This window comes from Streptomyces sp. Ag109_O5-10 (assembly GCF_900105755.1).
Taxonomy (GTDB): domain Bacteria; phylum Actinomycetota; class Actinomycetes; order Streptomycetales; family Streptomycetaceae; genus Streptomyces.
Map to the genome: position 1 here is coordinate 1,737,759 of NZ_FNTQ01000001.1, position 22,312 is coordinate 1,760,070.

Annotated in this window: 20 protein-coding genes; 3 read left to right on the plus strand and 17 right to left on the minus strand. The window is 72.9% G+C overall.

Features of this window, described 5'->3' with window-relative positions; translation table 11 throughout:
- Positions 1 to 8: 8 nt before the first annotated feature.
- From BLW82_RS07955 to BLW82_RS07965, 3 genes are all read right to left on the minus strand, one after another.
- Positions 9 to 491 carry a methylated-DNA--[protein]-cysteine S-methyltransferase gene (locus BLW82_RS07955; RefSeq protein ID WP_093507914.1) on the minus strand — a complete coding sequence of 161 codons (483 nt, stop codon included), beginning with the start codon at positions 489 to 491 and terminating at the stop codon, positions 9 to 11.
- Positions 492 to 511: 20 nt separating this feature from the next.
- Positions 512 to 1,978, minus strand: a complete 1,467-nt coding sequence (locus BLW82_RS07960; RefSeq protein WP_093498154.1) for an AlkA N-terminal domain-containing protein — start codon at positions 1,976 to 1,978, stop codon at positions 512 to 514.
- Between the two features lie 113 nt (positions 1,979 to 2,091).
- The gene (locus BLW82_RS07965; protein WP_093498155.1) at positions 2,092 to 2,982 is read right to left on the minus strand and encodes an SDR family oxidoreductase; all 891 of its coding nucleotides are present in this window, start codon (positions 2,980 to 2,982) and stop codon (positions 2,092 to 2,094) included.
- Positions 2,983 to 3,142: 160 nt separating this feature from the next.
- On the opposite strand from BLW82_RS07965, the gene BLW82_RS07970 reads away from it, so the two are divergent.
- Positions 3,143 to 4,063, plus strand: coding sequence for a LysR family transcriptional regulator (locus BLW82_RS07970; protein ID WP_256215697.1), 921 nt, complete (start codon positions 3,143 to 3,145; stop codon positions 4,061 to 4,063).
- 191 nt (positions 4,064 to 4,254) lie between these two features.
- On the opposite strand, the gene BLW82_RS07975 is transcribed toward BLW82_RS07970, so the two are convergent.
- From BLW82_RS07975 to BLW82_RS08025, 11 genes are all read right to left on the minus strand, one after another.
- Positions 4,255 to 4,704 carry a DUF7144 family membrane protein gene (locus tag BLW82_RS07975; RefSeq protein WP_093498156.1) on the minus strand — a complete coding sequence of 150 codons (450 nt, stop codon included), beginning with the start codon at positions 4,702 to 4,704 and terminating at the stop codon, positions 4,255 to 4,257.
- Positions 4,705 to 4,738: 34 nt separating this feature from the next.
- On the minus strand, positions 4,739 to 5,215 hold the full coding sequence (locus BLW82_RS07980; protein ID WP_093498157.1) for an SHOCT domain-containing protein: 477 nt from the start codon (positions 5,213 to 5,215) through the stop codon (positions 4,739 to 4,741).
- 126 nt (positions 5,216 to 5,341) lie between these two features.
- A complete protein-coding gene (locus tag BLW82_RS07985) occupies positions 5,342 to 5,539 on the minus strand; it encodes a hypothetical protein (protein WP_093498158.1) in 198 nt (65 codons plus the stop codon).
- A gap of 113 nt (positions 5,540 to 5,652) precedes the next feature.
- The gene (locus BLW82_RS07990; protein WP_093498159.1) at positions 5,653 to 8,316 is read right to left on the minus strand and encodes a winged helix-turn-helix domain-containing protein; all 2,664 of its coding nucleotides are present in this window, start codon (positions 8,314 to 8,316) and stop codon (positions 5,653 to 5,655) included.
- Positions 8,317 to 8,390: 74 nt separating this feature from the next.
- On the minus strand, positions 8,391 to 9,272 hold the full coding sequence (locus tag BLW82_RS07995; RefSeq protein ID WP_256215699.1) for a YhjD/YihY/BrkB family envelope integrity protein: 882 nt from the start codon (positions 9,270 to 9,272) through the stop codon (positions 8,391 to 8,393).
- Between the two features lie 162 nt (positions 9,273 to 9,434).
- Positions 9,435 to 9,944: an O-acetyl-ADP-ribose deacetylase gene (locus tag BLW82_RS08000; RefSeq protein WP_093498161.1), complete on the minus strand. Its 510-nt coding sequence runs from the start codon at positions 9,942 to 9,944 to the stop codon at positions 9,435 to 9,437.
- Positions 9,941 to 11,350 carry a phytoene desaturase family protein gene (locus BLW82_RS08005; protein WP_093498162.1) on the minus strand — a complete coding sequence of 470 codons (1,410 nt, stop codon included), beginning with the start codon at positions 11,348 to 11,350 and terminating at the stop codon, positions 9,941 to 9,943. The genes BLW82_RS08000 and BLW82_RS08005 overlap by 4 nt, the downstream gene beginning before the upstream one ends.
- An 84-nt stretch (positions 11,351 to 11,434) precedes the next feature.
- A complete protein-coding gene (locus BLW82_RS08010; RefSeq protein WP_093498163.1) occupies positions 11,435 to 12,283 on the minus strand; it encodes an inositol monophosphatase family protein in 849 nt (282 codons plus the stop codon).
- A gap of 131 nt (positions 12,284 to 12,414) precedes the next feature.
- On the minus strand, positions 12,415 to 14,211 hold the full coding sequence (locus tag BLW82_RS08015; protein ID WP_093498164.1) for a gamma-glutamyltransferase family protein: 1,797 nt from the start codon (positions 14,209 to 14,211) through the stop codon (positions 12,415 to 12,417).
- 101 nt (positions 14,212 to 14,312) lie between these two features.
- Positions 14,313 to 16,019 carry an LCP family protein gene (locus tag BLW82_RS08020; RefSeq protein ID WP_256215700.1) on the minus strand — a complete coding sequence of 569 codons (1,707 nt, stop codon included), beginning with the start codon at positions 16,017 to 16,019 and terminating at the stop codon, positions 14,313 to 14,315.
- 237 nt (positions 16,020 to 16,256) lie between these two features.
- Positions 16,257 to 16,619 carry an ArsR/SmtB family transcription factor gene (locus BLW82_RS08025; protein WP_093498165.1) on the minus strand — a complete coding sequence of 121 codons (363 nt, stop codon included), beginning with the start codon at positions 16,617 to 16,619 and terminating at the stop codon, positions 16,257 to 16,259.
- 269 nt (positions 16,620 to 16,888) lie between these two features.
- Between BLW82_RS08025 and BLW82_RS08030 the strand changes: the two genes are divergently transcribed.
- Both BLW82_RS08030 and BLW82_RS08035 read left to right on the plus strand, forming a co-directional pair.
- Positions 16,889 to 17,155, plus strand: coding sequence for a GlsB/YeaQ/YmgE family stress response membrane protein (locus BLW82_RS08030; protein ID WP_093498166.1), 267 nt, complete (start codon positions 16,889 to 16,891; stop codon positions 17,153 to 17,155).
- A 258-nt stretch (positions 17,156 to 17,413) separates the two neighbouring features.
- Entirely contained in the window at positions 17,414 to 18,097 is a 684-nt protein-coding gene (locus BLW82_RS08035; protein WP_093498167.1) for a hypothetical protein, read from the plus strand.
- Positions 18,098 to 18,137: 40 nt separating this feature from the next.
- On the opposite strand, the gene BLW82_RS08040 is transcribed toward BLW82_RS08035, so the two are convergent.
- The 3 genes from BLW82_RS08040 to hydA all read right to left on the minus strand — a co-directional run bounded on the left by BLW82_RS08040 (position 18,138) and on the right by hydA (position 22,227).
- Positions 18,138 to 19,658, minus strand: a complete 1,521-nt coding sequence (locus BLW82_RS08040; protein WP_093498168.1) for an NCS1 family nucleobase:cation symporter-1 — start codon at positions 19,656 to 19,658, stop codon at positions 18,138 to 18,140.
- A 134-nt stretch (positions 19,659 to 19,792) separates the two neighbouring features.
- Positions 19,793 to 20,812: a TIGR03842 family LLM class F420-dependent oxidoreductase gene (locus BLW82_RS08045; protein ID WP_093498169.1), complete on the minus strand. Its 1,020-nt coding sequence runs from the start codon at positions 20,810 to 20,812 to the stop codon at positions 19,793 to 19,795.
- Positions 20,813 to 20,823: 11 nt separating this feature from the next.
- The gene (hydA, locus tag BLW82_RS08050) at positions 20,824 to 22,227 is read right to left on the minus strand and encodes a dihydropyrimidinase (RefSeq protein WP_093498170.1); all 1,404 of its coding nucleotides are present in this window, start codon (positions 22,225 to 22,227) and stop codon (positions 20,824 to 20,826) included.
- Positions 22,228 to 22,312: the final 85 nt, after the last annotated feature.

Genomic DNA, 22,312 nt, shown 5'->3' on the forward strand with positions numbered 1-22,312 from the left:
CGAGCCGGTCAGAAGAGGCCTGCTCCCCGTTCGAAGTCGAGCAGGCGCTGCTTGCGGGGCAGGCCGCCGCCGTAGCCGGTGAGGCTGCCGCCGGCGCCGATCACCCGGTGGCAGGGGACGATGATGCTGACGGGGTTGCGGCCGTTGGCGAGGCCGACCGCGCGGGAGGCCTGGGGGTTGCCCAGGGCTGCGGCGAGTTCGCCGTAGGAACGGGTCTCGCCGTAGGGGATCAGGCACAGCTGTTCCCAGACGCTGCGCTGGAACGGGGTCCCGTTCAGGCGCAGTTCGACGGTGAACTCGGTCAGCTCGCCCGCGAAGTAGGCGGTCAGCTGTTCCTCGGCCTTGGTGAAGAGGGCGTCGTCGCGGGCGCCGAAGGTCTCCTCGGGCGGGCGGTGGCGCTGGTTCTCCATGTAGAGGCCGCAGAGGGTGCCGTCCTCGGCCACCAGGGTGAGGGGGCCGTAGGGGCTGTCGGTCACGGTGTGGTTCTTCACGGCGATGTCCTTGAACTCCTTCACACGGGCAGGAAGTTGATCGGGTGGCTGTCGGTCGCCCACAGGTACTGGACGGCGTAGGCCCGCCAGGGGCGCCAGGCCGCCGCGCGGGCGGTGAGCGCGGCCGGGGTGCCGGGCAGGCCCAGCTCCTGGGCGGCGCGCCGGATGCCGAGGTCGGTGGGGAGGAAGGCGTCCGGGTCGCCGAGGGCGCGCATGGCGATGACGTCGACGGTCCAGGGGCCGAAGCCGGGGAGCGCGAGGAGCCGGGCCCGTGCCTCGGCCCAGTCGCTCTCGACGCCCAGGTGGAGGGTGCCGTCGGCGAGTTGGCGGACGAGGGTGGTGAAGGTGGTGCGGCGGGTGCGGGGCATCGCCAGGGAGTCCGGCGGCACGTCCGCGAGCGCCTCGGGGGACGGGAAGAGGTGGGTGAGGCCGCCCTCGGGGTCGTCCACCGGGGTGCCGTGTGCGGTCACCAGGCGGGCGGCGTGAGTGCGGGCGGCGGCCGTGGAGACCTGCTGCCCGAGTACGGCCCGGACGGCGAACTCCGCCTCGTCGACCGTGCGCGGCACCCGCCGTCCCGGCGCCTTGTCGACCAGCGGGGCGAGGAAGGGGTCCCTGCGCAGCTGGTCGTCGACGGCGACCGGGTCCGCGTCCAGGTCGAGCATGCGCCGGCAGCGGCTGATGGCGACGGGCAGGTCCCGCAGGTCGCTGAGGGTGAGCCGGCAGGCGATGTGGTCGGGCTTCGGGGTCAGGGCGGCGATGCCGTGGCCGTACGGCAGCCGCAGGGTCCGCCGGTAGGCGCCGTCCCGCCACTCCTCGACGCCGGGTACGGCGGTGGCCGCGAGGTGGCCGAAGAGGTTGTCGGGGTTGAGGGGGGCGCGGAAGGGCAGCCGGAGGGTGAGCGTGCCGGGGGCGAGCCGGGCCGACCTGGGGCGGCGGTCGCGCAGTTCGGTCGGCGAGAGCGCGAAGACCTCGCGGACGGTGCCGTTGAAGGTGCGGATCGAGGAGAACCCGGCCGCGAAGGCGACCTCCGCCATCGGCAGCGCCGTGGTCTCGATCAGCAGCCGGGCCGTTTGGGCGCGTTGGGCGCGGGCCAGGGCCAGCGGGCCGGCGCCGAGTTCGGCGAGCAGCTGGCGTTCGATCTGCCGGGGACTGTAGCCGAGGCGGGCGGCGAGGCCGGGGACGCCCTCACGGTCGACGACCCCGTCGGCGATCAGCCGCGTGGCCCGGGCGACCAGGTCGGCGCGCTGGTTCCACTCCGGGGAGCCGGGGCTGGTGTCGGGCCGGCAGCGCTTGCAGGCCCGGAACCCGGCCTGCTGGCAGGCGGCCGCGCTCGGGTAGAACGTCATGTTCTCGGGCTTGGGCGGTATCACCGGGCAGCTGGGCCGGCAGTAGATGCGGGTGGTCAGGACGGCCGTGAAGAACCAGCCGTCGAACCGTGCGTCCTTCGACTGCACGGCCCGTACGCAGTGCTCGCGGTCGAGGTGCATCCCTTTCTGCATGGCTTCAGCATCGGCCACCGGGGGTGACCGATGCTGGCGGAAATCCGACACGAAGGTGCGCTGACCGCCGGGTCCCCGACGATCGGGAGGCGCTGCGGCCGTCAGGCGAAGTAGTGGTCCTGGTCGAGGTCGGCCAGCAGGCCCGGCTGGACGGGCCGCCAGTCGTACCGCTCGCGGGTGGCGGCGCCGGACGTGGGGTTGTCGTTGCCGACGAAGGCCGCCATCCAGCCGAAGTGGCCGGCCGCCTCCTCCGGTGCGAGGGACACGACCGGCACGTCGAGGCGGCGGCCGATGACCTCGGTGATGCCGCGCAGCGGGACCCCCTCGTCGGCGACCGCGTGCAGCACGGCCCCGGCCGGGGCCGTCTCCAGGGTCTTGCGGTAGAGGGTGGCGGCGTCCAGGCGGTGCACGGCCGACCAGCGGTTGGTGCCGTCCCCCAGGTGGGCGGCGACACCCTTGTCGCGGGCGATGCCGATCAGGAACGGGACGAAGGCGTGGTCGCCCGCTCCGTGCACCTGCGGGAGCCGGATCGCCGACACCCGCACCCCGCGGTCGGCCAGGGCCAGGGCGGAGCGTTCCGCCTTCGCCCGGTGGGCGCCGGGGCCCGCGGGGTCGGGGCCGTCCTCCTCGGTGCCGAGGCGCCCGGGAGCGAGAAGGCCGGTCACCGACGTGACGACCAGGGGCCGGCCGGACCCGGCGAGCGCGTCACCGAGGGCCTCCAGCGCGTCGAGTTCGGTACGAAGGGCGCCGGGCATGTCGGAGAAGTCGTGGTTGTACCCCGTGTGGATGACCCCGTCCGCCGCTCCCGCGGCCGCCCGCAGCCCGTCGACGTCGTTCAGGTCGCCGCGGTGCGCCTCCGCTCCCGCCTCCTTCAGGGCCGCCTCGGCCGCGTCCGAGCGGGCGAGGCCGAGCACCTGGTGGCCGGCGCCGAGCAGTTCCCGGACCACCGCGCTGCCGATGAACCCGGTGGAGCCGGTGACGAACACACGCATGACAGATCACCTCGTGGAGAGTGGATGTGCTGGGACGACCTCAGCCTGCGTCCGGCCCCGGTGCCGGGTCCAAGACCTGTTCCGTACCCGGTGATGACCGTACGGTCATGACCGCAGCTCACCGCGGCGACAGCAAGAGCGCCGGGAGTAGAGTCGAGGGGTGCCCGATGCCTTCGTACCGCCGGTGGACCTGGAACTGCGCCTGGTGCGCTACTTCACCGTGGTCGCCGAGGAGCTGCACTTCGGCCGCGCGGCCGACGCACTGCATCTCGCGCAGCCGTCGCTGAGCCGTCAGATCCGGCGGCTGGAGCGGGAGTTGGGCGTCCGGCTGCTGGACCGCACCCCGCGCGGCACCCGGCTCACCGAGGCCGGGGAGACCTTCCTGCCGCAGGCCAGGGAGCTGCTGCGGACCGCCGCCCGGGCCGCCGCCAGCGCCCGCTCGGCCGCCGGGCACGGCCCGTTCACCGTCGGCTACACCACCCACCAGATCGTCACCCCGGCCGTACGCGAACTGCGCCACCGGCACCCGGAGGCCGACGTCCGCACCCTGCACGTGGACTGGAACGAACCGCGCGCCGCGCTCCTCGACCACCGGGTCGACGTGGTGGTGACCCGGTTCCTGTTCGCCGCCGACGGCCTGGACATCACGGTCCTCTACGACGAGCCGCGCGTCCTCCTGGTGCCGCTCGGCCACCGGCTGGCCGGCCGGGACTCGGTCACCCTCGCCGACTTCGCCGACGAGCCGCTCCCCCGGTTCACCGGTGCCGACCGGACCGGCGCGAATCCCCCCGGCCACACCAACCTGGGCGCCCTGGTGGAGACCCTGGAGGACAAGCTGGAGCTGGTGGCCAGCGGTGAGGTGGTGTCGCTGGCGCCGGCCGGGTTCAGCGGCGGCCTGCGGCCGGACATCGTCGCCGTGCCGATCGAGGACGCGGTCCCGCTCCAGGTGGTACTCGCCGCCCGGACCGGGGACCGGCATCCCCTGCGCCCGGCGTTCCGCCGTGCGGCGCGGGCCCATCTGGTCCCGCCCGGTGCCACCGGGACCGGGCGGCCGCACGCCGGGGCCGGGGCCGGCCGGTGAGCGGATCCGGGAGGGGCACGCTGAACGACGTGGTGCCGCCGGCGGTGTCTCGCGCGCCACGGTCGGCTTCGGCCGCGCGGGCCGCGCCGGGGCTGGACACGGTGGGACCGGCACCGGTGCCGGCGCGGATCATCGTGCGGGACCCGGCCTGAGCGGAGTCCCGCACGAGGGAGACGGCATGGGCCGGACCGTCAGCGCAGGTCCGTGCCCGTCGTGTCCGCGGAGCCGTCGCCGCGCGCCACGCAGAGCGCCCAGATGATGAACCCGGAGAGCGCGATCATCACGACGGACCAGACCGGGTAGTACGGCAGGGACAGGAAGTTGGCGATGATCACCAGCGCGGCGATGGCCACCCCGGCGCCACGGGCCCACATGGCCGGCTGGAGGAGGCCGATGCCGACCACCACGGCGATCACGCCCAGGACCAGGTGGATCCAGCCCCAGCTGGTGAGGTCGAACTTGAACACGTAGTTGGGGGTCGTGACGAAGACGTCGTCCTGGGCGATCGCCATGATGCCCCGGAACACCGCGAGCAGTCCGGCGATCATGAGCATGACGGCGGCGAAGGCGGTCAGTCCGCCGGCCCACGCCATCTTGGCGGTGTGCTGGCGCGGGTGGTGCGCGGGATGTGTGGCGGTCATGGGGCTGCCTCGATTCGTTCTCGGAGGGGGATGCTCAGCGCCCGTGGGCGGTGGGCACCGAGCCGGAGCCGGAGCGCTCGGCCGGCCCGTAGTCGCTCAGGACCAGTGCCTTGGCCCTGCGGAACTCCTCGTCCGAGATGTCACCGCGGGACTTCATCTCGGAGAGCCTGGCCAGTTCGTCGACGCTGCTGCTCTGACCCGGGCCGCTCTTGGCGGTCTGCCGGATGTACGACTCGAACGCCTTCTGCTGGTCCCGGGCCTGGGCGATCTCCCGCTGCCCCATCCCCTTGCCGCGGGCGATCACGTAGACGAGGACGCCCAGGAAGGGGACGACGATGCAGAGGGCGAGCCAGCCGGCCTTGGCCCAGCCGCCCATCGAGTCGTCGCGGAAGATGTCCACGATGACCCGGAACAGCAGGACGAGCCACATGATCCACAGGAAGAGCCACAACATCGTCCAGAAGGCGCTCAGCAGCGGATAGTCGTATGCGAGGTAGGTCTGCGCGCTCATGTACGTCCTCCGTCCACGGCGCCGGCCGGTCGGCCGGGCCCTGCCGTCCCAGCGTGCGCACGGCGGGCGCCGGGGTTCCTCACCCGGTGCGGGTGATCGTGCGCGGCCGGCAGGACCGCGGCCCGGTCACTCCGGCAGGCGCCGCATCTCGACGACCCGCAGCCCCAGCGACTGGCAGCGGTTGAGCAGGCCGTACAGATGCGCCTCGTCGACGACGGGACCGAACAGGACCGTCTCGCCGGACATCGTCACGTGTTCCATCTCCGGGAAGGCCCGGGTCAGCGTCTCCGACATGGTCCCTTCGACGCGGATCTCGTAGCGCATGAGCCGTCTCCCGCCGCGGGTCTGCTGCGGTCCGTCCGTTCCGTGATCCTGCCCCCGCGGCCACCGGCCGGCCTCACCCGGCACAGGTGAACCGGGCCGGGACGGGCAACCGGTCAGAGCAGTCCGCGCTCGCGGGCCCGGCGCACCGCGTCGCCGCGCCGGCCGACGCCCAGTTTCCGGTAGATGCTCTTGAGGTGCGTCTTCACCGTGTTCACGGAGACGTACAGGTCGGCGGCGATCTCCTGCGTGGACATCATCTGCGCCAGCCGGCCGAGGACCTCGCGCTCGCGTTCGCTCAGCTCCTCGACGAGCAGCGGCGGGGAACCGGCGCCGGGGCCGTCGCCGTGGAGCCAGCCCGCTGCCAGGCCGTGCAGCGGCGGGGTGTCCAGGAGGCGGCGGATCCCCGGCCCGGCGTCGAGGAACGGGCGGCGCAGCCGGTCCCGGCGTGCCTCCAGGAGGGCGCGGGCGAGCAGCTTGCGGGCGGTGCCGGGGTCCCCCGCCTCGGCCGCCGCGCGGGCCCGCACCAGGGTGGCCCGGACGGTGACGCCGGGGCCGCTCCGGGCGTCCGCGCACAGCAGGTCGGCCGCCTCCAGGGCTTCCTCGCGGTGGCCGGCGGCGAGCCGCACCCACGCGGCCTCCGCGGCGCACAGGGGCCCGGGCAAGCCGTCGATCCCGTCCAGTACCTCGGCGGCGGTGCCGGTCCGGCCCTCGGCGAGCAGGACGGCCGCGGCGGCCAGGGCCGTGCTCGCCCGGGCCCAGGGCGAGCCCACGTGCGTCCGTAGGGCAGGGCCGGCCGCGTGCGTGGCGGCGGCCCGGTCGCCGAGGGCGAGCCGCAGCCGGCCGTCGGCGAGGGCGCGGCAGGCCTCGGTCACGGGGTCGGGCGCGCCGGGACCGGGGCCGGACTCGGCGGCCTCGTCCAGCAGGGCCCGGGCCCGCTCCAGCTCGTCGCGGTCGACGGCGACGGCGGCCAGCACCAGCTGGCCGAGGCCGGCGCCGGGGAACGGGCGCCCGCCGCAGCTGCGGGTCGCCTCGGCCGCGACCAGTGCCCGGCTCTCCGCACGGTCGAGCCGGCCGTCGAGGTAGTCGATCAGCGCCAGATGGCCGAGGCTGTCCTCCCGGGGCAGTTCGGTCAGGGCGTCACCGGGGAGCTCGGCCACCTCGGTCAGGGCGGCCCGCGCCGTGTCGAAGTGCCCGGCCCAGAGGCGCGCCGAGCCCAGGTGGGTGTGGAGGAGGGCGGTGAGTTCGGGATGCCTGGCGAGGAGGCGGGCGGGCACCTCGTGGCGCAGCCGGGCGGCCGCGGCCATCGCCTGCTCGGCCCTGTCCGGCGAGCCCGTCAGCCTCGCCGCCAGGGACTCCAGGAGCGCGAGGCTCAGCCGGGCCGGGGCGGCGGCCGCTCCGGTGGCGGGGCTCTCCGCCGCACGGCCGAGGTGGGCCAGTGCGCGGTCGAGGTCGTACTCGGCCAGCCCGCGGGCCGCGCGTACCAGCTCCACGGCCGTCCCGGTGGCCTCCGTGCCCAGCGTGGAGAACAGCCCGGTGAGGTCGTCCGCGCGCGGGCCGGTGAGGAGCCGGCCGATCCCCAGGTCGTCGACGAGGGTGCCGGCGGCGCACTCCCAGTCGCCCGCCGCCGCGCCGTGGGCCAGCGCCTCGGGTACGGCTCCGTGGGCCCGCAGCCACCACGCGGCGCGCCGGTGCAGTTCGGGTTCGAGCCCTGGGGAGCGGGCCCGCAGATGGACCCGGAGAATCTCCCCGAACAGCGGATGCAGCCGGTACCAGGAGTGTCCGAGGTCCTCGACGAAGGCGTTCTGCCGGCACAGCCCGGCCAGCAGCGGACCGGCGTCGGGGCGGCCGGTCAGCGCCTGAGCCAGCTCGGGCCCGAACCGGTCCAGGACGCTGACCCGCAGCAGCAGGTCCTGCGTCTCGGGCGGCTGCCGGCCGACCACCTCGGCGAGCAGGAAGTCGGCGATGGTGCCGTGGCCGGCCTCGAACTCCTTGAGGTACGTCTCCGGGTCGGCCCTCTGCTGTGCGGCCATGGCGCTCAGCCGCAGGCCGGCCGCCCAGCCCCGGGTGCGCTCGACCAGGGCGCGGGCGGCGTCGGCGGACAGCCGCAGGCCGTGCCGGGCCAGCAGGTCGCCCGCCTCCTCGGGGGTGAAGGCCAGCTCCTGGTTCCTGATCTCGGTGATGGCCGCCGCCGCGCGGTAGCGGTGCAGGGGCAGCAGGGGTTCGGTGCGGGTGACGAGGATCAGCCGCAGGCCCGCTCCCGCGTGGTGCAGGACGAACTCCAGTTGCTCGGCGGTCTCCGGGGCGGTCTGCCGGTCGAACTCGTCGAGGACCAGGATCGCGGGCCGGTCGCGTCCGCTCAGCTCGTCGGCGAGGCGGGCCAGCAGCCGGTGGTCCACCGTGCACGGGCCTCCGGGAGCGCCGAAGGTCCCGGCGGGCGGCGGTGTTCCGGCGCCGTACAGGCCGTGCAGGACATAGGCCCAGAACACGCCGGGGCCCTGGTCGCCCGCCTCGTTGGTGAGCCAGGCCACCGGTCGGCCGAGCCGCGCCGCCCAGTCGGCGACGAGGAGGGTCTTTCCGGCGCCGGCCGCGCCGTTGACCATGGTCAGCGGGGTGTCGAGGGCCTGGTCGAGGTGTGCGGTCAGCCTGGGTCTGCGGACGAAGGTGGCGGGTCTGGCCGGTACGGCGAACCGGGTGCGCAGAAACGGCTCCCCCAGGGGGTCGGCGTACCCGAGGGCCGCTCCCCGTGCGCTGTCGTCCCTCGCGGCCACAGAGATCACCTCCCGTGTCCGGTCGGCCGTGGTCGGCGCTCCGCACGATCAGGATCCCAGTGTTGCGGCCGGCGCGCAGGGCGTCAGGACGCCGGCGCTTCCGGGTCCCGGCGGGGCGGCGGGCTGCCGAGGCGGTCGGCGAGGAGGGGCTCCTGGGCGAGGACCGCGCCGGTGCTGACGCTGACGGTGGCGGTCAGGCAGACCACGATCAGCCAGGAGAGCAGCACGAACACCGAGCCGAGGGAGCCGTACTCGGCGACGGTGCGGTCGAGGGCGCGCGGCAGGTACAGCTGGGCGGTCGCGCTCAGCGCGGTGAGGGCGGCCGCCGTGATCAGGGCGCCGGGCAGCAGCGGCCGCCAGCCGATCCGGCCGCCGAGGAGCAGGTGCTGCGTCCACCACCACAGGCCGGTCTGGCAGACGAGGGTGACCGGGACGCCCAGCCAGACGCCCAGGCCGAAGCCGTTGTGCAGGGCGCCTTCCAGGAGCAGGGCGCCGATCCACAGGACGAGCCAGGCCACCCAGCGCCACGGGGCGATCCGGGTGCCCCCGCGGGGGATCTGCCAGGCGCGTTTGCACAGCCGCTGCACGGCCCGGCTGACGGCCGTGGCGGAGATCAGCGCCATGAGGCCGCCGATCACGCCGGTGGTCTGCCGCAGTTCCTCGTTCGGCGGCTGCAGCAGCTGCTGGACTCCGGTGTCGACCGGGCCGGACAGCCCGAAGGCCGAGCGCAGGGAGTGCAGCAGCTGGTCCCGGACGACCGGTGGGGCGTAGGCGGCGAAGACGAAGAGCAGCGGGACGGCGGTCAGGAAGCACTGCGCGGCCAGGCGGGTGGCGGTGTCGAAGATGTTCACGGACACCAGCCGTTCGGCGAGGTGCGTGACGACCGGGAAGCGGGTCTCCGCCCGCCGGTGCGCGGCCTGCGCGGCGCCGACCAGACGCGCGGTCCGCGAGCGCCACCGGGACACGGCGGGCACGCTGGTGCCGGGCCCGCTGGTTCCGGACCCGCTGGTTCCGGACCCGTTGTGCGGCCTCCGCCCGCTGGCCGGCATCGCCTGCTCCTCTCCCTGCTGCCTCCCTGCCGTCCAGGGTGCGGGGCGGGCGGTGCGACGGCACCCCGTGCCGTGCCGTCAGGGCAGCTGCCGGGCGAACGCCTCGTAGGCCCGCTCGTCGAAGAGCACGAACCGGACCTCCTCGACGGTCGTGTCCGCGTCCCGGACCGTCTCGACGGCGATCCGGGCGCCGTCGTCCATCGGCCAGCCGTAGATCCCCGTGGAGATGGCGGGGAACGCGACGGTGCGGGCGCCGAGTTCGTCGGCGCGCCGGAGGGACTCGCGGTAGCAGGAGACCAGCAGCTCGGAGCGGTCCAGACTCGGGGAGTGGACCGGGCCGACGGTGTGGATGACCCACTGGGCGTCCAGGTCGCCGGCCGTGGTGGCGACGGCCTGGCCGGTGGGCAGGCCCTTGCCGTAGTGCGAGGCGCGCAGCCTGCGGCAGTCCTCGAGGATGGCGGGGCCCCCGCGGCGGTGGATGGCGCCGTCGACGCCTCCGCCGCCGAGCAGGGAGGAGTTGGCCGCGTTGACGATGGCGTCGACGCTCTGCCGGGTGATGTCGCCCTGGACGAGGGTGATACGGGTCATGACTGTCGCAACCTCCTCCACACGGCCTTCGCCGCGTTGTGCCCCGACATGCCGTGCACGCCCGGTCCCGGCGGGGTGGCCGACGAGCAGATGAAGACGGCCGGATGCGGGGTGGCGTACGGGAACAGGGAGAGCTTGGGGCGGAGCATGATCTGCAGGCCGGAGACCGCGCCGGTGCCGATGTCGCCGCCGACGTAGTTGGCGTTGCGGGCGGCGAGTTCGGCGGGGCCGGCGGTGGCGCGGGCCAGCACGCGGTCGCGGAACCCCGGGGCGAAGCGCTCCAGTTGACGCTCCATCACCTCGGTGAGGTCGCCGCTCCAGCCGTTCGGCACGTGGGCGTAGGCCCAGAAGACGTGCTGGTCCCCGGGGGCGCGGGTCGGGTCCACGACACTCGGCTGCACGGTGATCATGAACGGCCGGTCGGGAGCGCGGCCTTCGCGGGAGGCGGCGCGCAGGGCGGTGCCGATCTCCGCGCTGTCCGCGCCGATCTGCACGGTCCCGGCGCGGCGGGCCTCGGGTGCCGTCCACGGGACCGGCCCGTCCAGCGCGTAGTCGATCTTGAAGACACCGGGTCCGTACCGGTAGTCCCGGTAGTAGTTACCGAGGCCCGCGATGCGGGCCAGGGCGGTGGGCGAGGTGTCGAAGATGTACGACCGGGCGGGCGGCAGGTCGTCGAGGCGCTTGACCTCGTAGTCGGTGTGGATCGCGCCGCCGAGGTCCGTCAGGTAGGCGGCCAGGGCGTCGGAGATGGCCTGGGAGCCGCCGGCGGCCACCGGCCAGCCGCGGGCGTGCGCGGCGAGCGCGAAGACCAGGCCGACGGCGCCGGTGGCGAAGCCGCTGAGCGGGGCCATGACGTGGGCGACGAGTCCGGCGAAGAGGGTGCGGGCCCGGTCGTCGCGGAAGCGGCGCATCACCAGGGCCGCGGGCGGCAGCCCGGCGAGGCCGAACCGGGCGAGGGTGACCGGGTCGCGGGGCAGCGCGGTCAGCGGCAGGGACATGAAGTCCCGGGCCAGGGTGTCCCACCTGGGCAGGAACGGCTCGACCAGCCTGCGGTAGGTGCCGGCGTCACGGGGCCCGAAGGAGGCCGCGGTCTCGGCGACGGAGCGGGCCAGGACGGCCGCGCTCCCGTCCGGGAAGGGGTGCGCCATCGGCAGGTCCGGGTGCAGCCACGTCAGGCCGTAGCGCTCCAGGGGCAGGGCGCGGAACGCGGGCGAATTTATGCCGAGCGGGTGGGCCGCGGAGCACGGGTCGTGCCGGAAGCCGGGAAGGGTGAGCTCCTCGGTGCGGGCGCCGCCGCCCACGGTGTCCTTCGCCTCGAAGAGCGCCACGGAGAATCCGCGCCGGGCCAGCTCCACGGCGGCCGTCAGCCCGTTAGGCCCCGCCCCCACCACGACCGCATCGAGCATCGACGGCACCTTCGGACCCCTTCGTCAGCCGATGGCCACTCGGGTTCAGGATATGCCGGGGGACTGACACTCCCCCCGCTCGGGTCACCAGTGCGGGTTCAGCAGCAGGTCCACGATCCGGTGGGCGGTGGCGGCGTCGCGGGCCGCGGTGAACGGCAGGGCGTTGCCACCGGTGATCCGGAACGGCTCGCCGGCGATCGTGAGGTGGGCGCCGCCCGCCTCCTCGACCAGCAGCAGCCCGGCGGCGTGGTCCCAGGCCGCCTCCCAACTGAACGCGGTGGCATCCAACTCGCCCCGGGCGACGGCGAGGTACTCCAGGCCCGCGGAGCCGCAGGGACGCGGGGCGAAGCCGTCGGTCCACAGCGGGAAGAGCGCGCGCTTCTGCGCGTCGGTCGTGTAGTCCGGGTGGGAGGTGGCGATCCGCAGGTCCCGGTCCCCCGCGGGGGCGCCGGAGAGCAGCCGCTCGCCGTCGAGGAAGGCGCCCTTCCCCCGTACCGCGGTGGCGAGTTGCTCGCGGGCCGGGGCGTAGGTCCAGGAGGCGAGCAGGACGCCCCGGTGGGCGAGCGCGATCAGGGTGCAGAAGCCGTCCTCGCCGCGCACGAACTGGCGGGTGCCGTCGACCGGGTCGACGATCCACACCGGCGCGTCGCCCTGGAGCGCGTCGTAGGTCTCCGGGTCGGCGTGCACCGCTTCCTCGCCGACCACGACGGAGCCGGGCAGGAGGGCGCCGAGCTCCGCGGTGAGGTACCGCTCGGCGAGCCGGTCGGCGTCGGTCACCAGGTCGTGCGGGCCGCTCTTCTGGTCGACCTCGTGGTCGGCGAGCCGGCGCCAGCGGGGCAGGATCTCGGTCCGGGCGGCCTTGCGGATGACGTCCTCGACGTCACCGGCGTGCTGGAGGAGGAACTCGTCGATGGTCTCCGTTGCTTCGATCATGCCTCCATGAGAGCACGCGTCACTGACAACAATCCCCACGCGTCGGATGTACGGCACATGGAATACGGACGAACAGGCGGTGCCGACGATCGGCGGGCCGTCGGCGGACGCACCGGGCCGGCGGACCCGCGTCAGCGTCCCACCGCGTAGCCCTGCATCCCGCGCGGGTTGGCCGCCGCCGACAGCACCCCGCTCTCCGGGTCCCGGGCCACCGCGCACAGGCGGCCCTCCGACCAGCCCGGCCCGACCGTCACGTCGTGGCCGCGCCGCCGCAGCTCCGCCACGACCTCGTCGTCCGTGCGGGACTCGACGGTCACGCTCCCGGGACGCCGGCCGCGGGGGTAGAAGGAGCTCGGGAAGCTGTCGTTGTGCCAGTTCGGGGCGTCGATCGCGCCCTGGAGGTCGAGGCCGCCGCGGACCTCGCCGCGCAGCGCGACAGCGAGGAGGAAGTGCAGCTGCCACTGGTCCTGCTGGTCTCCGCCGGGCGTACCGAAGGCCAGCACCGGGACGCCGTCGCGCAGGGCGAGCGACGGGGTGAGGGTGGTTCGGGGGCGCCTGCCGGGCGTGAGGGAGTTGGGCAGTCCCTCCTCCAGCCAGGCCATCTGGAGCCGGGTGCCGAGCGGGAAGCCCAGCTCGGGGACGACGGGGTTGGACTGGAGCCAGCCGCCGCTCGGCGTGGCCGCGACCATGTTGCCCCATCGGTCGACGACGTCCAGATGGCAGGTGTCGCCCCGGGTGGTGCCGTCGGCGGCGACCTGCGCGACCGTCGGCTCACCGGCACCGAGCGGGTCGAAGGCGGTTTTCCTCGCGGCCTCCACGCGCGCGTACCCGGGCAGCCGGGGCGCGCGTCCGCCGGGGCTGCCCGGCCGCAGCTCGTCGGAGGCCTTGGCGCCGATCAGCTCCCGCCGTCCGGCGTTGTAGGCGTCCGAGAGCAGCTCGGCCAGCGGTACCTCGGCCGCGTCCCCGTACCAGGCCTCGCGGTCGGCCATGGCGAGCTTGCAGCCCTCGATCAGGAGGTGGACGTAGTCGGCCGAGCCGTACTCGGGCAGTTCGGGCGGCAGCAGGGCGAGCTGCTGGAGCAGGGCCGGGCCCTGGCTCCAGGGGCCGGCCTTGCACACGGTCCAGCCGTTCCAGTCGTACGAGACCGGGCTCTCGTAGCCCGCGGACCAGCCGGCCAGGTCGGCGGCGGTGAGGGTGCCGGTGTGCCGGGTGCCGCTGGTGTCCATGGTGGGGCGGGCGGCCTGCCGCACCAGCGCCTCGGCGATGAAGCCGGTGCGCCACACCTCGCGGGCCGCGTCGATGCGTGCCTCGCGGTCCCCGGCGCCCGCGGTCTCGGCGAGCAGCCGCTTCCAGGTGTCGGCGAGGGCGGGGTTGCGCAGCAGCTCGCCGGGGCGGGGTGCGCGGCCGCCGGGCAGGTAGAGCTCCGCCGACGACGTCCACTCGGTCTCGAACAGCCTGCGGACGCTCTCCACCGTGGCGCCGACGTTCTCCACGGCCGGGTGCCCGTGCTCGGCGTAGCCGATGGCGTACCTCAGGACCTCGTCCAGCGGCTTGCTGCCGTGGTCGCGCAGCAGGAGCAGCCAGGCGTCGAAGGCGCCGGGTACGGCCGCGGCCAGCGGCCCGGTGCCGGGGACCAGGTCCAGGCCGAGGCTCCGGTAATGGGCGACGTCCGCGCCCGCCGGGGCCACGCCCTGTCCGCACAGCACCCGCACCTCGCCGCCGGCCGGGGCGAGCAGGATCGGCACCTCGCCGGCCGGCCCGTTGAGGTGCGGCTCGACCACGTGCAGGACGAAGGCGCCGGCGACGGCCGCGTCGTACGCGTTCCCGCCGTTCTCCAGGACCGCCATCGCCGACTGGGAGGCCAGCCAGTGCGTGGACGAGACCATGCCGAAGGTGCCCTGGAGGGTGGGACGGGTGGTGAACTGCATCTGTCACCTCGCTGTGCGCACGGCCGGGCCAGGTGTCTGGCGGTTACATGCTTTCACGGCCGTGGCGAGGCGAACCCCCTCCGGGGGCTCGCCTCTCCCCGTCACTTGTCCGAGTCGGGCTTGTTCCTCGCCGCCGCGTACGCCTGGGACGGAGTCATCGGGATCCCGTTGAGGCTGACCGTCTTGTACTGGCTGACCTTGGCACAGGTCTTGGTGTCGTCGGCGGTCGAGGCGTTGGCGTTGGCGACGGCCGCCTTGGTGTCTCCGGAGCTGGCCGGGTAGGACGTGCCGCTGCTCCAGTCGCTGCCGATCACCAGGACCACGCCGGTGCCGGAGCCCGACTTGATGTGCGAGGCGGGGATGTCCAGGGCCTTGGCGACGGTCTGGGCCTCGGCCTTGTCGCCGCTGCCGTAGGTCAGGGTGGTCGCGCTCGCGGAGTTCGGGGCGTTGGCCGTGCTGGTGCCGGTGCTGAAGCCCTGGGAGATCAGGGAGTTCGCGATGGCGGAGGCGCGGCCCGTGATGTCGGTGCCGTTCTCGACGGTCACGGCGATCTGGGAGGCGGGCACGGTCGCGGTGGGCGTCGGCTTCGCGCTCGCGGCCGCGGAGGCCGCCGACGACTTCTTGCCCGAGCTGGTGGTCAGCGACTGGTCGTTGGCCATGGTGGCGAACAGGTCCTTGGCTCCCGCGCCGACCACCACCCGGTTGCTGTTGTTCGGGTCGGGCGCGGTCTGCATGGTGGTGAACGTCATCCGCTTGGTGGGGACCTTGTTCACGTCGGCCGCGAGCGAGATCAGCTTCTTGACGCTGTCGAGTTCGTCGTCGACGGTGAGCGCCTTGGTGGCCGCGTCGGCGAGGCTGTAGACCGCGGTGGGGTCGGTGAGGGTGCCCGCGCTCTTGAACTTGCGGATCATCGCGCTGAGGAAGATGTGCTGGGAGACGGTACGGCCGAGGTCGCTGCCGTCGCCGAAGCCGTGCCGGGACCGGACGAACTCCAGCGCGGCCTCGCCCTTGAGGGTGTGGCTGCCCTTGGACAGCTTCAGGTGCGAGTAGGTGTCGTACACGTTGTTGTTGACGCAGACGGAGACTCCGCCGACCGCGTCGGACATCTTGACCACACCGGAGAAGTCCAGCTTGACGAAGTGGTCGATGGGGACGCCGGTGAGCTGGTGGACGGTGGCGACCTGGCAGGCCGCGCCGTACTGGAGGGCGCTGTTGACCTGGCCGTAGTAGCCGGAGGTGGACTCGCCGCCCGATTTGTCCTTGCAGGCGGGGACGTCGACCATGGTGTCACGCGGGATGCTCATGACCGTGGCGTTGGAGCGGTCGGCGGATATGTGGACGACCATCTCCACGTCGGCGTTGCCGTTGCCGGTCTGGACGCCGGTGTGCCTGCAGCCGCCGCCGAGCTTGCAGTCGGCCGAGCTGGTCCGGCCGTCCGAGCCGATCACCAGGATGTTGATCGGGGTTCGGCCGAACGCGTCGGCCTTCTCGGTGCCGCCCTTGCCGTCGAGGGAGACGCTGTTGATGTTGCCGTTGAGGTGCTCGTAGAACCACCAGCCCGCGCCGGCCGTGACCAGGACGAGGACCGCCGTGCACAGGCCCAGGATCTTCAGCACCCGCCTGCCGCGCCCCGTCGGCTTCGCCCGCCGGGAGCCCCCTCTGCCACCGCGGGTCTTCGCCGCCTGCCGGGCGGCGGCCCGGCCGCCGGTCGGCCGCGTCCCGTCCGGCAGGGCCCCACGCTGTCCGGGCACCCGGTCGGTGCGGCTGCGTGTGGCCTGGCCTCCCGGGCCGTCCCACGGGTCGGTCATCTTCCACTCCCATGAACGGTCGGGTCCGTCTGCGGGTACGGTCGGGCGGGTCGGGCGTCCGCGGCGGGTCAAGGGCAGCCGCGAGGTGGGCCCATTTGGGTTGCGTGATTGCGCAATCTAACAAACCCAAAGCCCCGACAGCACAAACCCCACCCGAATTCACAGGTGAGGCATCTCATGAAACCTCCAGGACACACCTGCCGTCCGCCCCCGCGCACCGGGCCCGGGCCCGCTCCGTCAGACGCCGGCCTCGTACAACCGCCGCACCGGCACCGGTGCCTGGTGGGAGCGCGCGGTCAGCTGCCCGACGGTCACCCGCACCACGGTCACGATGTCCGGATCATCCACGTAGTAGACCTGCCTGCGACCCTCGCGGCGGGACCGCACCAGACCGGCCAGCCGGAGTTTGGCCAGGTGCTGGCTGACCGCCGGCAGCGCGCCACCGACCCGGTCGGCGAGGCGCGTCACGTCGCTCTCGCCCTGGGACAGCGCCCACATGATGTGCAGCCTGGCCGGTGAGGCGAGCAGCCCGAACACCGCGGCCGCCTCCGTCAGCACCCCGTCGGAGGGGTCCGTGTAGCCGTCGCTGTTCTCCCCCACGGCCCGATCCCTCCCCCTCACCGCCTCGGCACAGGTGCCCACTCAGTGTAGGCGTACGGTCACGGCACCCCGCAACGCCTCCCCGCAATGTCCGCCACGTGTTCTCCGCATTGTCATGGGCGCGTGACAGATCATCGACGGCTCGGCGTCAGGCGTATACCGGCGACCGCCCCCGTTCCTAAGCTTGCGCAACAACGCAACTCTGCGGGGCGGCACCCCACGGAGGGGCGGCGCCCGTCAGGCAGCACCCGTACCGGAGGACAACGAACGTGGGCATCATCGGCTGGATCGTCCTGGGCCTCCTCGCCGGAGCCATCGCCAAGGTCCTGCTGCCCGGCCGCGACCCGGGTGGCCTGATCGGCACCACCCTCATCGGCATCGCGGGCGCCTTCGTGGGCGGCTGGCTCTCCTCCCGCTTCCTCGACCGCCCGGTGGAGAGGCACTTCTTCGACCTCTACACGTGGGGCGCCGCGATCGCCGGCTCCCTGGTCCTCCTCGTCGGCTACCGGCTGCTGTTCGGCAACTCGCGCGACTGAGTGCCGGACGGGCCCGACGGTGACTCCGGTCACCCTCGGGGCCGGATGCAGTCACCACATTCCGGATGTACAGGGACCGCGGACGCGCGACATTCCGGATGTAGGGGGACGGCCCACGGCCGCTGTCAACAGCGCGCCGTACCCGGCCCACAGGCAAGGTACGGATTCCACTTCCGCCCCACAGGGACTCGTGTGAAACTGGCGTCCCGTCCGCCGTGCGGACCACTCCGCACACCGTCCCCCAGCGAGAAGTGCGACTTGCGTTCTCTTCCACTGCCGCTCGCCCTCACCGCGCGCCTGACGCCGGTCGCCGTGCTCGCCTGTGCGGGCTGGGTGATGGCGTCGGGCCCGGACACGACGACGTCCACGAACACCTCAGGTGACACCTCGGCCCAGCAGGGGGCCGGCCAGTCGGCGGGCGACTCCCCGTCGACGTCCGCCGCCTCCACGGACGCCACCAAGGCGTTCTCCGCCGCTCCCGCACCCTGCGGCAGCATCCCGGTGGCCACCGTCAAGTCGCTGGTGCCCGGCGCGAAGACGGCCGGCAAGGAGATCCCCTCCACCGACACCAAGCTGCGCCGCACCTGCTCGTGGAACGCGCTCAAGGGCTACGACTACCGCTGGCTCGACGTCTCCTTCGAGATCATGGACACGAACGCGGCGGCGGCGAAGGAGTACAAGGACCGGGTCGCGGAGAAGAGCGGCGGCGGGGCCGTGCCGGGGCTCGGCGACAGCGGCTACTCGGTGGTGAACCTCACCACCGAGGACAAGCAGCAGACCCGCGAGGGCGTGGTGATGGCCCAGGTCTCCAACGCGCTGGTGGTCGTCACCTACAACGGCAGCGACTTCGAGAACAAGAAGGCGCCCAGCACGGACGTGATCAACAAGGGCGCCATCCAGGCGGCGAAGGCCGCGGTGACCGCGCTGAAGGGCAGCCGGTAGCCGGACCGGCCGCCCTTCGCACGCACGCCGCGCCGCCTGCTCACGCCTCCTTGGGCCGCACCAGCACGGTCAGGCCCAGGTACAGCACCAGGGACGTGCCGAGGCCGACCGCCCAGCCGTAGTCGGCGAGCGAGGACAGGGCCGGGACGGGCCGGCCGTCGATCAGCGGCTTGAAGCTGGCACCGCCGATCGCGAGGACGCCGCCGACGAGGAAGGCCACGACGGCCCGCCAGTTCCAGCCGCCGTCGTACCAGTACCGGCCGCCCGTGCGGTACAGGTCGGTCAGGTCGAGGCGGGTGCGGCGCAGGACCCAGTAGTCGGCGACGAGGATGCCGGCCACCGTGCCGAGCAGACCGCCGACCAGGCCGAGCCAGGTGAAGATGTAGCCCTGCGGGTCGGAGTACAGCTTCCACGGGAAGATCAGCACCGCGAGGACCGAGGTGATCAGCGCGCCGGTACGGAAACTGATTTTCCTGGGCGCGATGTTGGAGAAGTCGAAGGCGGGCGAGACCAGGTTGGCCGCGATGTTCACGGAGAGGGTCGCGACGAGGACGGTGACCAGGGCGTAGAGCAGGCCGACCACGTTGTCCGTCTTGGCGGCCAGCTGGACCGGGTCCCAGATCGGCTGCCCGTAGACGGCCTGCGAGCCGGAGGTCACCAGGACGGAGAGGAAGGCGAAGAGGGTCATGGTGGTGGGCAGGCCGAGCGCCTGGCCCCAGGTCTGCGCCTTCTGGCTCCTGCCGTACCGGGTGAAGTCGGGGATGTTCAGCGACAGCGTCGACCAGAAGCCGATCATGCCCATCAGGGACGGCCAGAAGATCTTCCAGAAGCCGCCGCCCCAGCCGAGCTTGGAGGGCTGGTCGAAGAGCGGGCCGAGACCGCCGGCCTTGTTGCTCATCCAGATCAGCATCACGACGGCGCCGACGATGACGAAGGGCGCGGCCCAGTTCTCGAAGCGGCGGATCGTCTCCATGCCCCGGTAGATGATCGCGACCTGGAGCACCCAGAAGAGCGCGAACGACAGCCACATGGTCCAGGCGTAGCCGCCGATGTGCGAGGCGTTCGCCCAGCTGTCGCCGATCAGCTTGCCGGCCAGGAAGTAGATGGCCTCGCCGCCGATCCAGGTCTGGATGCCGAACCAGCCGCAGGCCACCAACGCCCGTACGACGGCGGGGAGGTTGGCTCCCCGCACGCCGAAGGAGGCGCGGGCGAAGACCGGGAAGGGGATGCCGTACTTGGGTCCGGCGTGCCCGGTGAGCAGCATCGGGACGAGGACGATCAGGTTGGCGAGGGCGATGGTGAACACGGCCTGTTTCCAGTCCATGCCGACCGCGATGAGCCCGGAGGCCAGGGTCCAGGACGCCGTGTTGTGGGCCATGCCGACCCAGAGGGCGGAGAAGTTGTACGTGGTCCAGGTGCGCTTGACGACGGGGACGGGCAGCAGGTCCTCGTTGGCGTACGGACCACTCGGCGGCGGGGAGTCCGGGGCGAGCTCGACGCGCCCGTCGGAGGTGGTCACTTGGCCGGACATCGGTATGGCCGTGGGAGCGGTGTCGGTCATGGGCAGGCCAATCGGGTGAGGCGGGACGGGAGAGAGGCCGTGCGGGCGGGGCGGGGCGGGGGGGTACGCGTGGGATGCGCCCTGACCCCCTTCCCGGGACGGCGGGAAGGGGGAGACCAACTGGCAGGAGGGGGTCAGCCGTTGACGGCCGGGATGACCTTCGTCCCGTACGCGTCGATGGTGGCCTCCTGTGCGTCGTGCATGTCGTAGACGGCGAACTGGTCGACGCCCAGCTCGCGCAGGGCGGTCAGCTTCTCGATGTGCTTCTCCGCCGGGCCGATGACGCAGAAGCGGTCGACGATCTCGTCGGGCACGAACTCGGTGTCGGGGTTGCCGCTGCGTCCGTGGTGCGAGTAGTCGTAGCCCTGGCGGGCCTTGATGTAGTCGGTGAGTTCGTCGGGCACGGCGGCGGAGTGCTCACCGTACTTGGCGACCAGGTCGGCGACGTGGTTGCCGACCATGCCGCCGAACCAGCGGCACTGGTCGCGGGCGTGGGCGAGGGCCTCGGGCGAGTCGTCCTCGGTGACGTAGGCGGGAGCCGCGACACAGATCCTGACCTCGGACGGGTCGCGTCCGACGGCCACGGCCGCGTCCTTCACCGCCTTGACCATGTACTCGGTGAGGTAGAGGTCGGAGAGCTGGAGGATGAAGCCGTCGGCCTCCTCCCCGGTCATCTTCAGGGCCTTCGGGCCGTACGCGGCCATCCAGACGGGGAGTTCGGCGCCCGGCTTGACCCAGGGGAACCTGATGACGGTCCCGCCGAGGTCGGCCTCGCCGCCGCTGCCGAGGGCGCGGATGACCTTCATGGCCTCGCTGATCCGGGCGAGGGTGTTGGGCTTGCGGCCGGCCACCCGCATCGCGGAGTCGCCGCGGCCGATGCCGCAGACCGTGCGGTTGCCGAACATGTCGTTGAGGGTGGCGAAGGTGGAGGCGGTGACCTCCCAGGTGCGGGTGCCCGGGTTGGTGACCATCGGGCCGACCGTCAGCTTGCTGGTGTTGGCCAGGATCTGACTGTAGATCACGAACGGTTCCTGCCAGAGCACGGCGGAGTCGAAGGTCCAGCCGTAGCGGAAGCCGTTGCGTTCGGCCCTCTTCATCAGGCTCACGACCCGGGAGGCCGGCGGGTCGGTCTGCAGGACGAGTCCGAAGTCCATGTGCGCCTCTCCTAGTTGAGGTACTGACAGGTGGAGCGCGGGGTGTAGACGCCGTGCCCGGCGTGTCCGGTGTACTCCCGCTCGGTGATGACGGGCACGCCGCGCGAGAGGACCGTCTCGACGCGGCCGGTGAGGCGCTTGCCCTCGTACGCCGAGTAGTCGACGTTCATGTGGTGGGTCTCGGCGGAGACGACCTGCTCCGCGTGGGGGTCGTAGATGACGACGTCGGCGTCGGCACCCGGGGTGATGGTGCCCTTCTTCGGGTACATGCCGAACATCCGGGCCGGAGTGGCACAGGCGATCTCGATCCAGCGGCGGCGGGTGATGTGCCCGTCGACGACGGCCTGGTGGAGCAGGTCCATCCGGTTCTCGACGCCGGGCAGGCCGTTCGGGATCTTCGAGAAGTCGCCGCGGCCGAGTTCCTTCTGCCCGACGAAGCAGAAGGGGCAGTGGTCGGTGGAGACGACCTGGAGGTCGTTGGTCCTGAGGCCCTGCCAGAGCTTGGCCTGGTGCTCCTTGGGGCGCAGGGGTGTCGAGCACACGTACTTCGAACCCTCGAAGTCGGGCTCGGCGAGGTTGTCGGTGGAGAGGAAGAGGTACTGCGGGCAGGTCTCGCCGAAGACCGGGAGACCCTCGTCGCGGGCGCGGGCCAGTTCGGCGACCGCTTCCATGGCCGAGACGTGCACGACGTACAGGGGCGCGCCCGCGACCTGGGCGAGTTTGATGGCGCGGTGCGTGGCCTCGGCTTCGAGCAGGGCCTTGCGGACCTCCCCGTGGTAGCGGGGGTCGGTCTCACCGCGGGCCAGCGCCTGTTCCACCAGCACGTCGATGGCGATGCCGTTCTCGGCGTGCATCATGATCAGGCCGCCGTTCTCGGCGGAGCGCTGCATGGCGCGCAGGATCTGGCCGTCGTCGGAGTAGAAGACGCCGGGGTAGGCCATGAACTGCTTGAAGGAGGTGACGCCTTCCTCGACGAGGAGGTCCATCTCCTTGAGCGTGTCCTGGTTCACGTCGGAGACGATCATGTGGAAGCCGTAGTCGATGGCGCAGTTGCCCTCGGCCTTGGCGTGCCAGGCGTCGAGGCCCTCGCGCAGGCTGTGGCCGACGCTCTGCACGGCGAAGTCCACGATGGTGGTCGTACCGCCCCAGGCCGCGGCCCGGGTGCCGGTCTCGAAGGTGTCGGAGGCGAAGGTGCCGCCGAAGGGCAGCTCCATGTGGGTGTGGGCGTCGACGCCGCCCGGGATGACGTACTTGCCGGCGGCGTCGATGGTGCGCTCTGCGGTGAAGGCCTCGGCGGCGGGGGTGCCGGTCGCCGCGAGGGCGGCGATGCGGCCGTCCTCGATCAGGACGTCGGCGTGGATCTCGTCGGACGCGGTGATGACGAGTCCGCCACGGATGAGAGTGCGGCCGACCATGGGTTCACGCTCCGTTCGGTTGTCGGGAAAATGCCGGTCGTCTGTGGCTGGTCGCGCGGATCCTCCCCCAGCCTTCGGCCGGGGG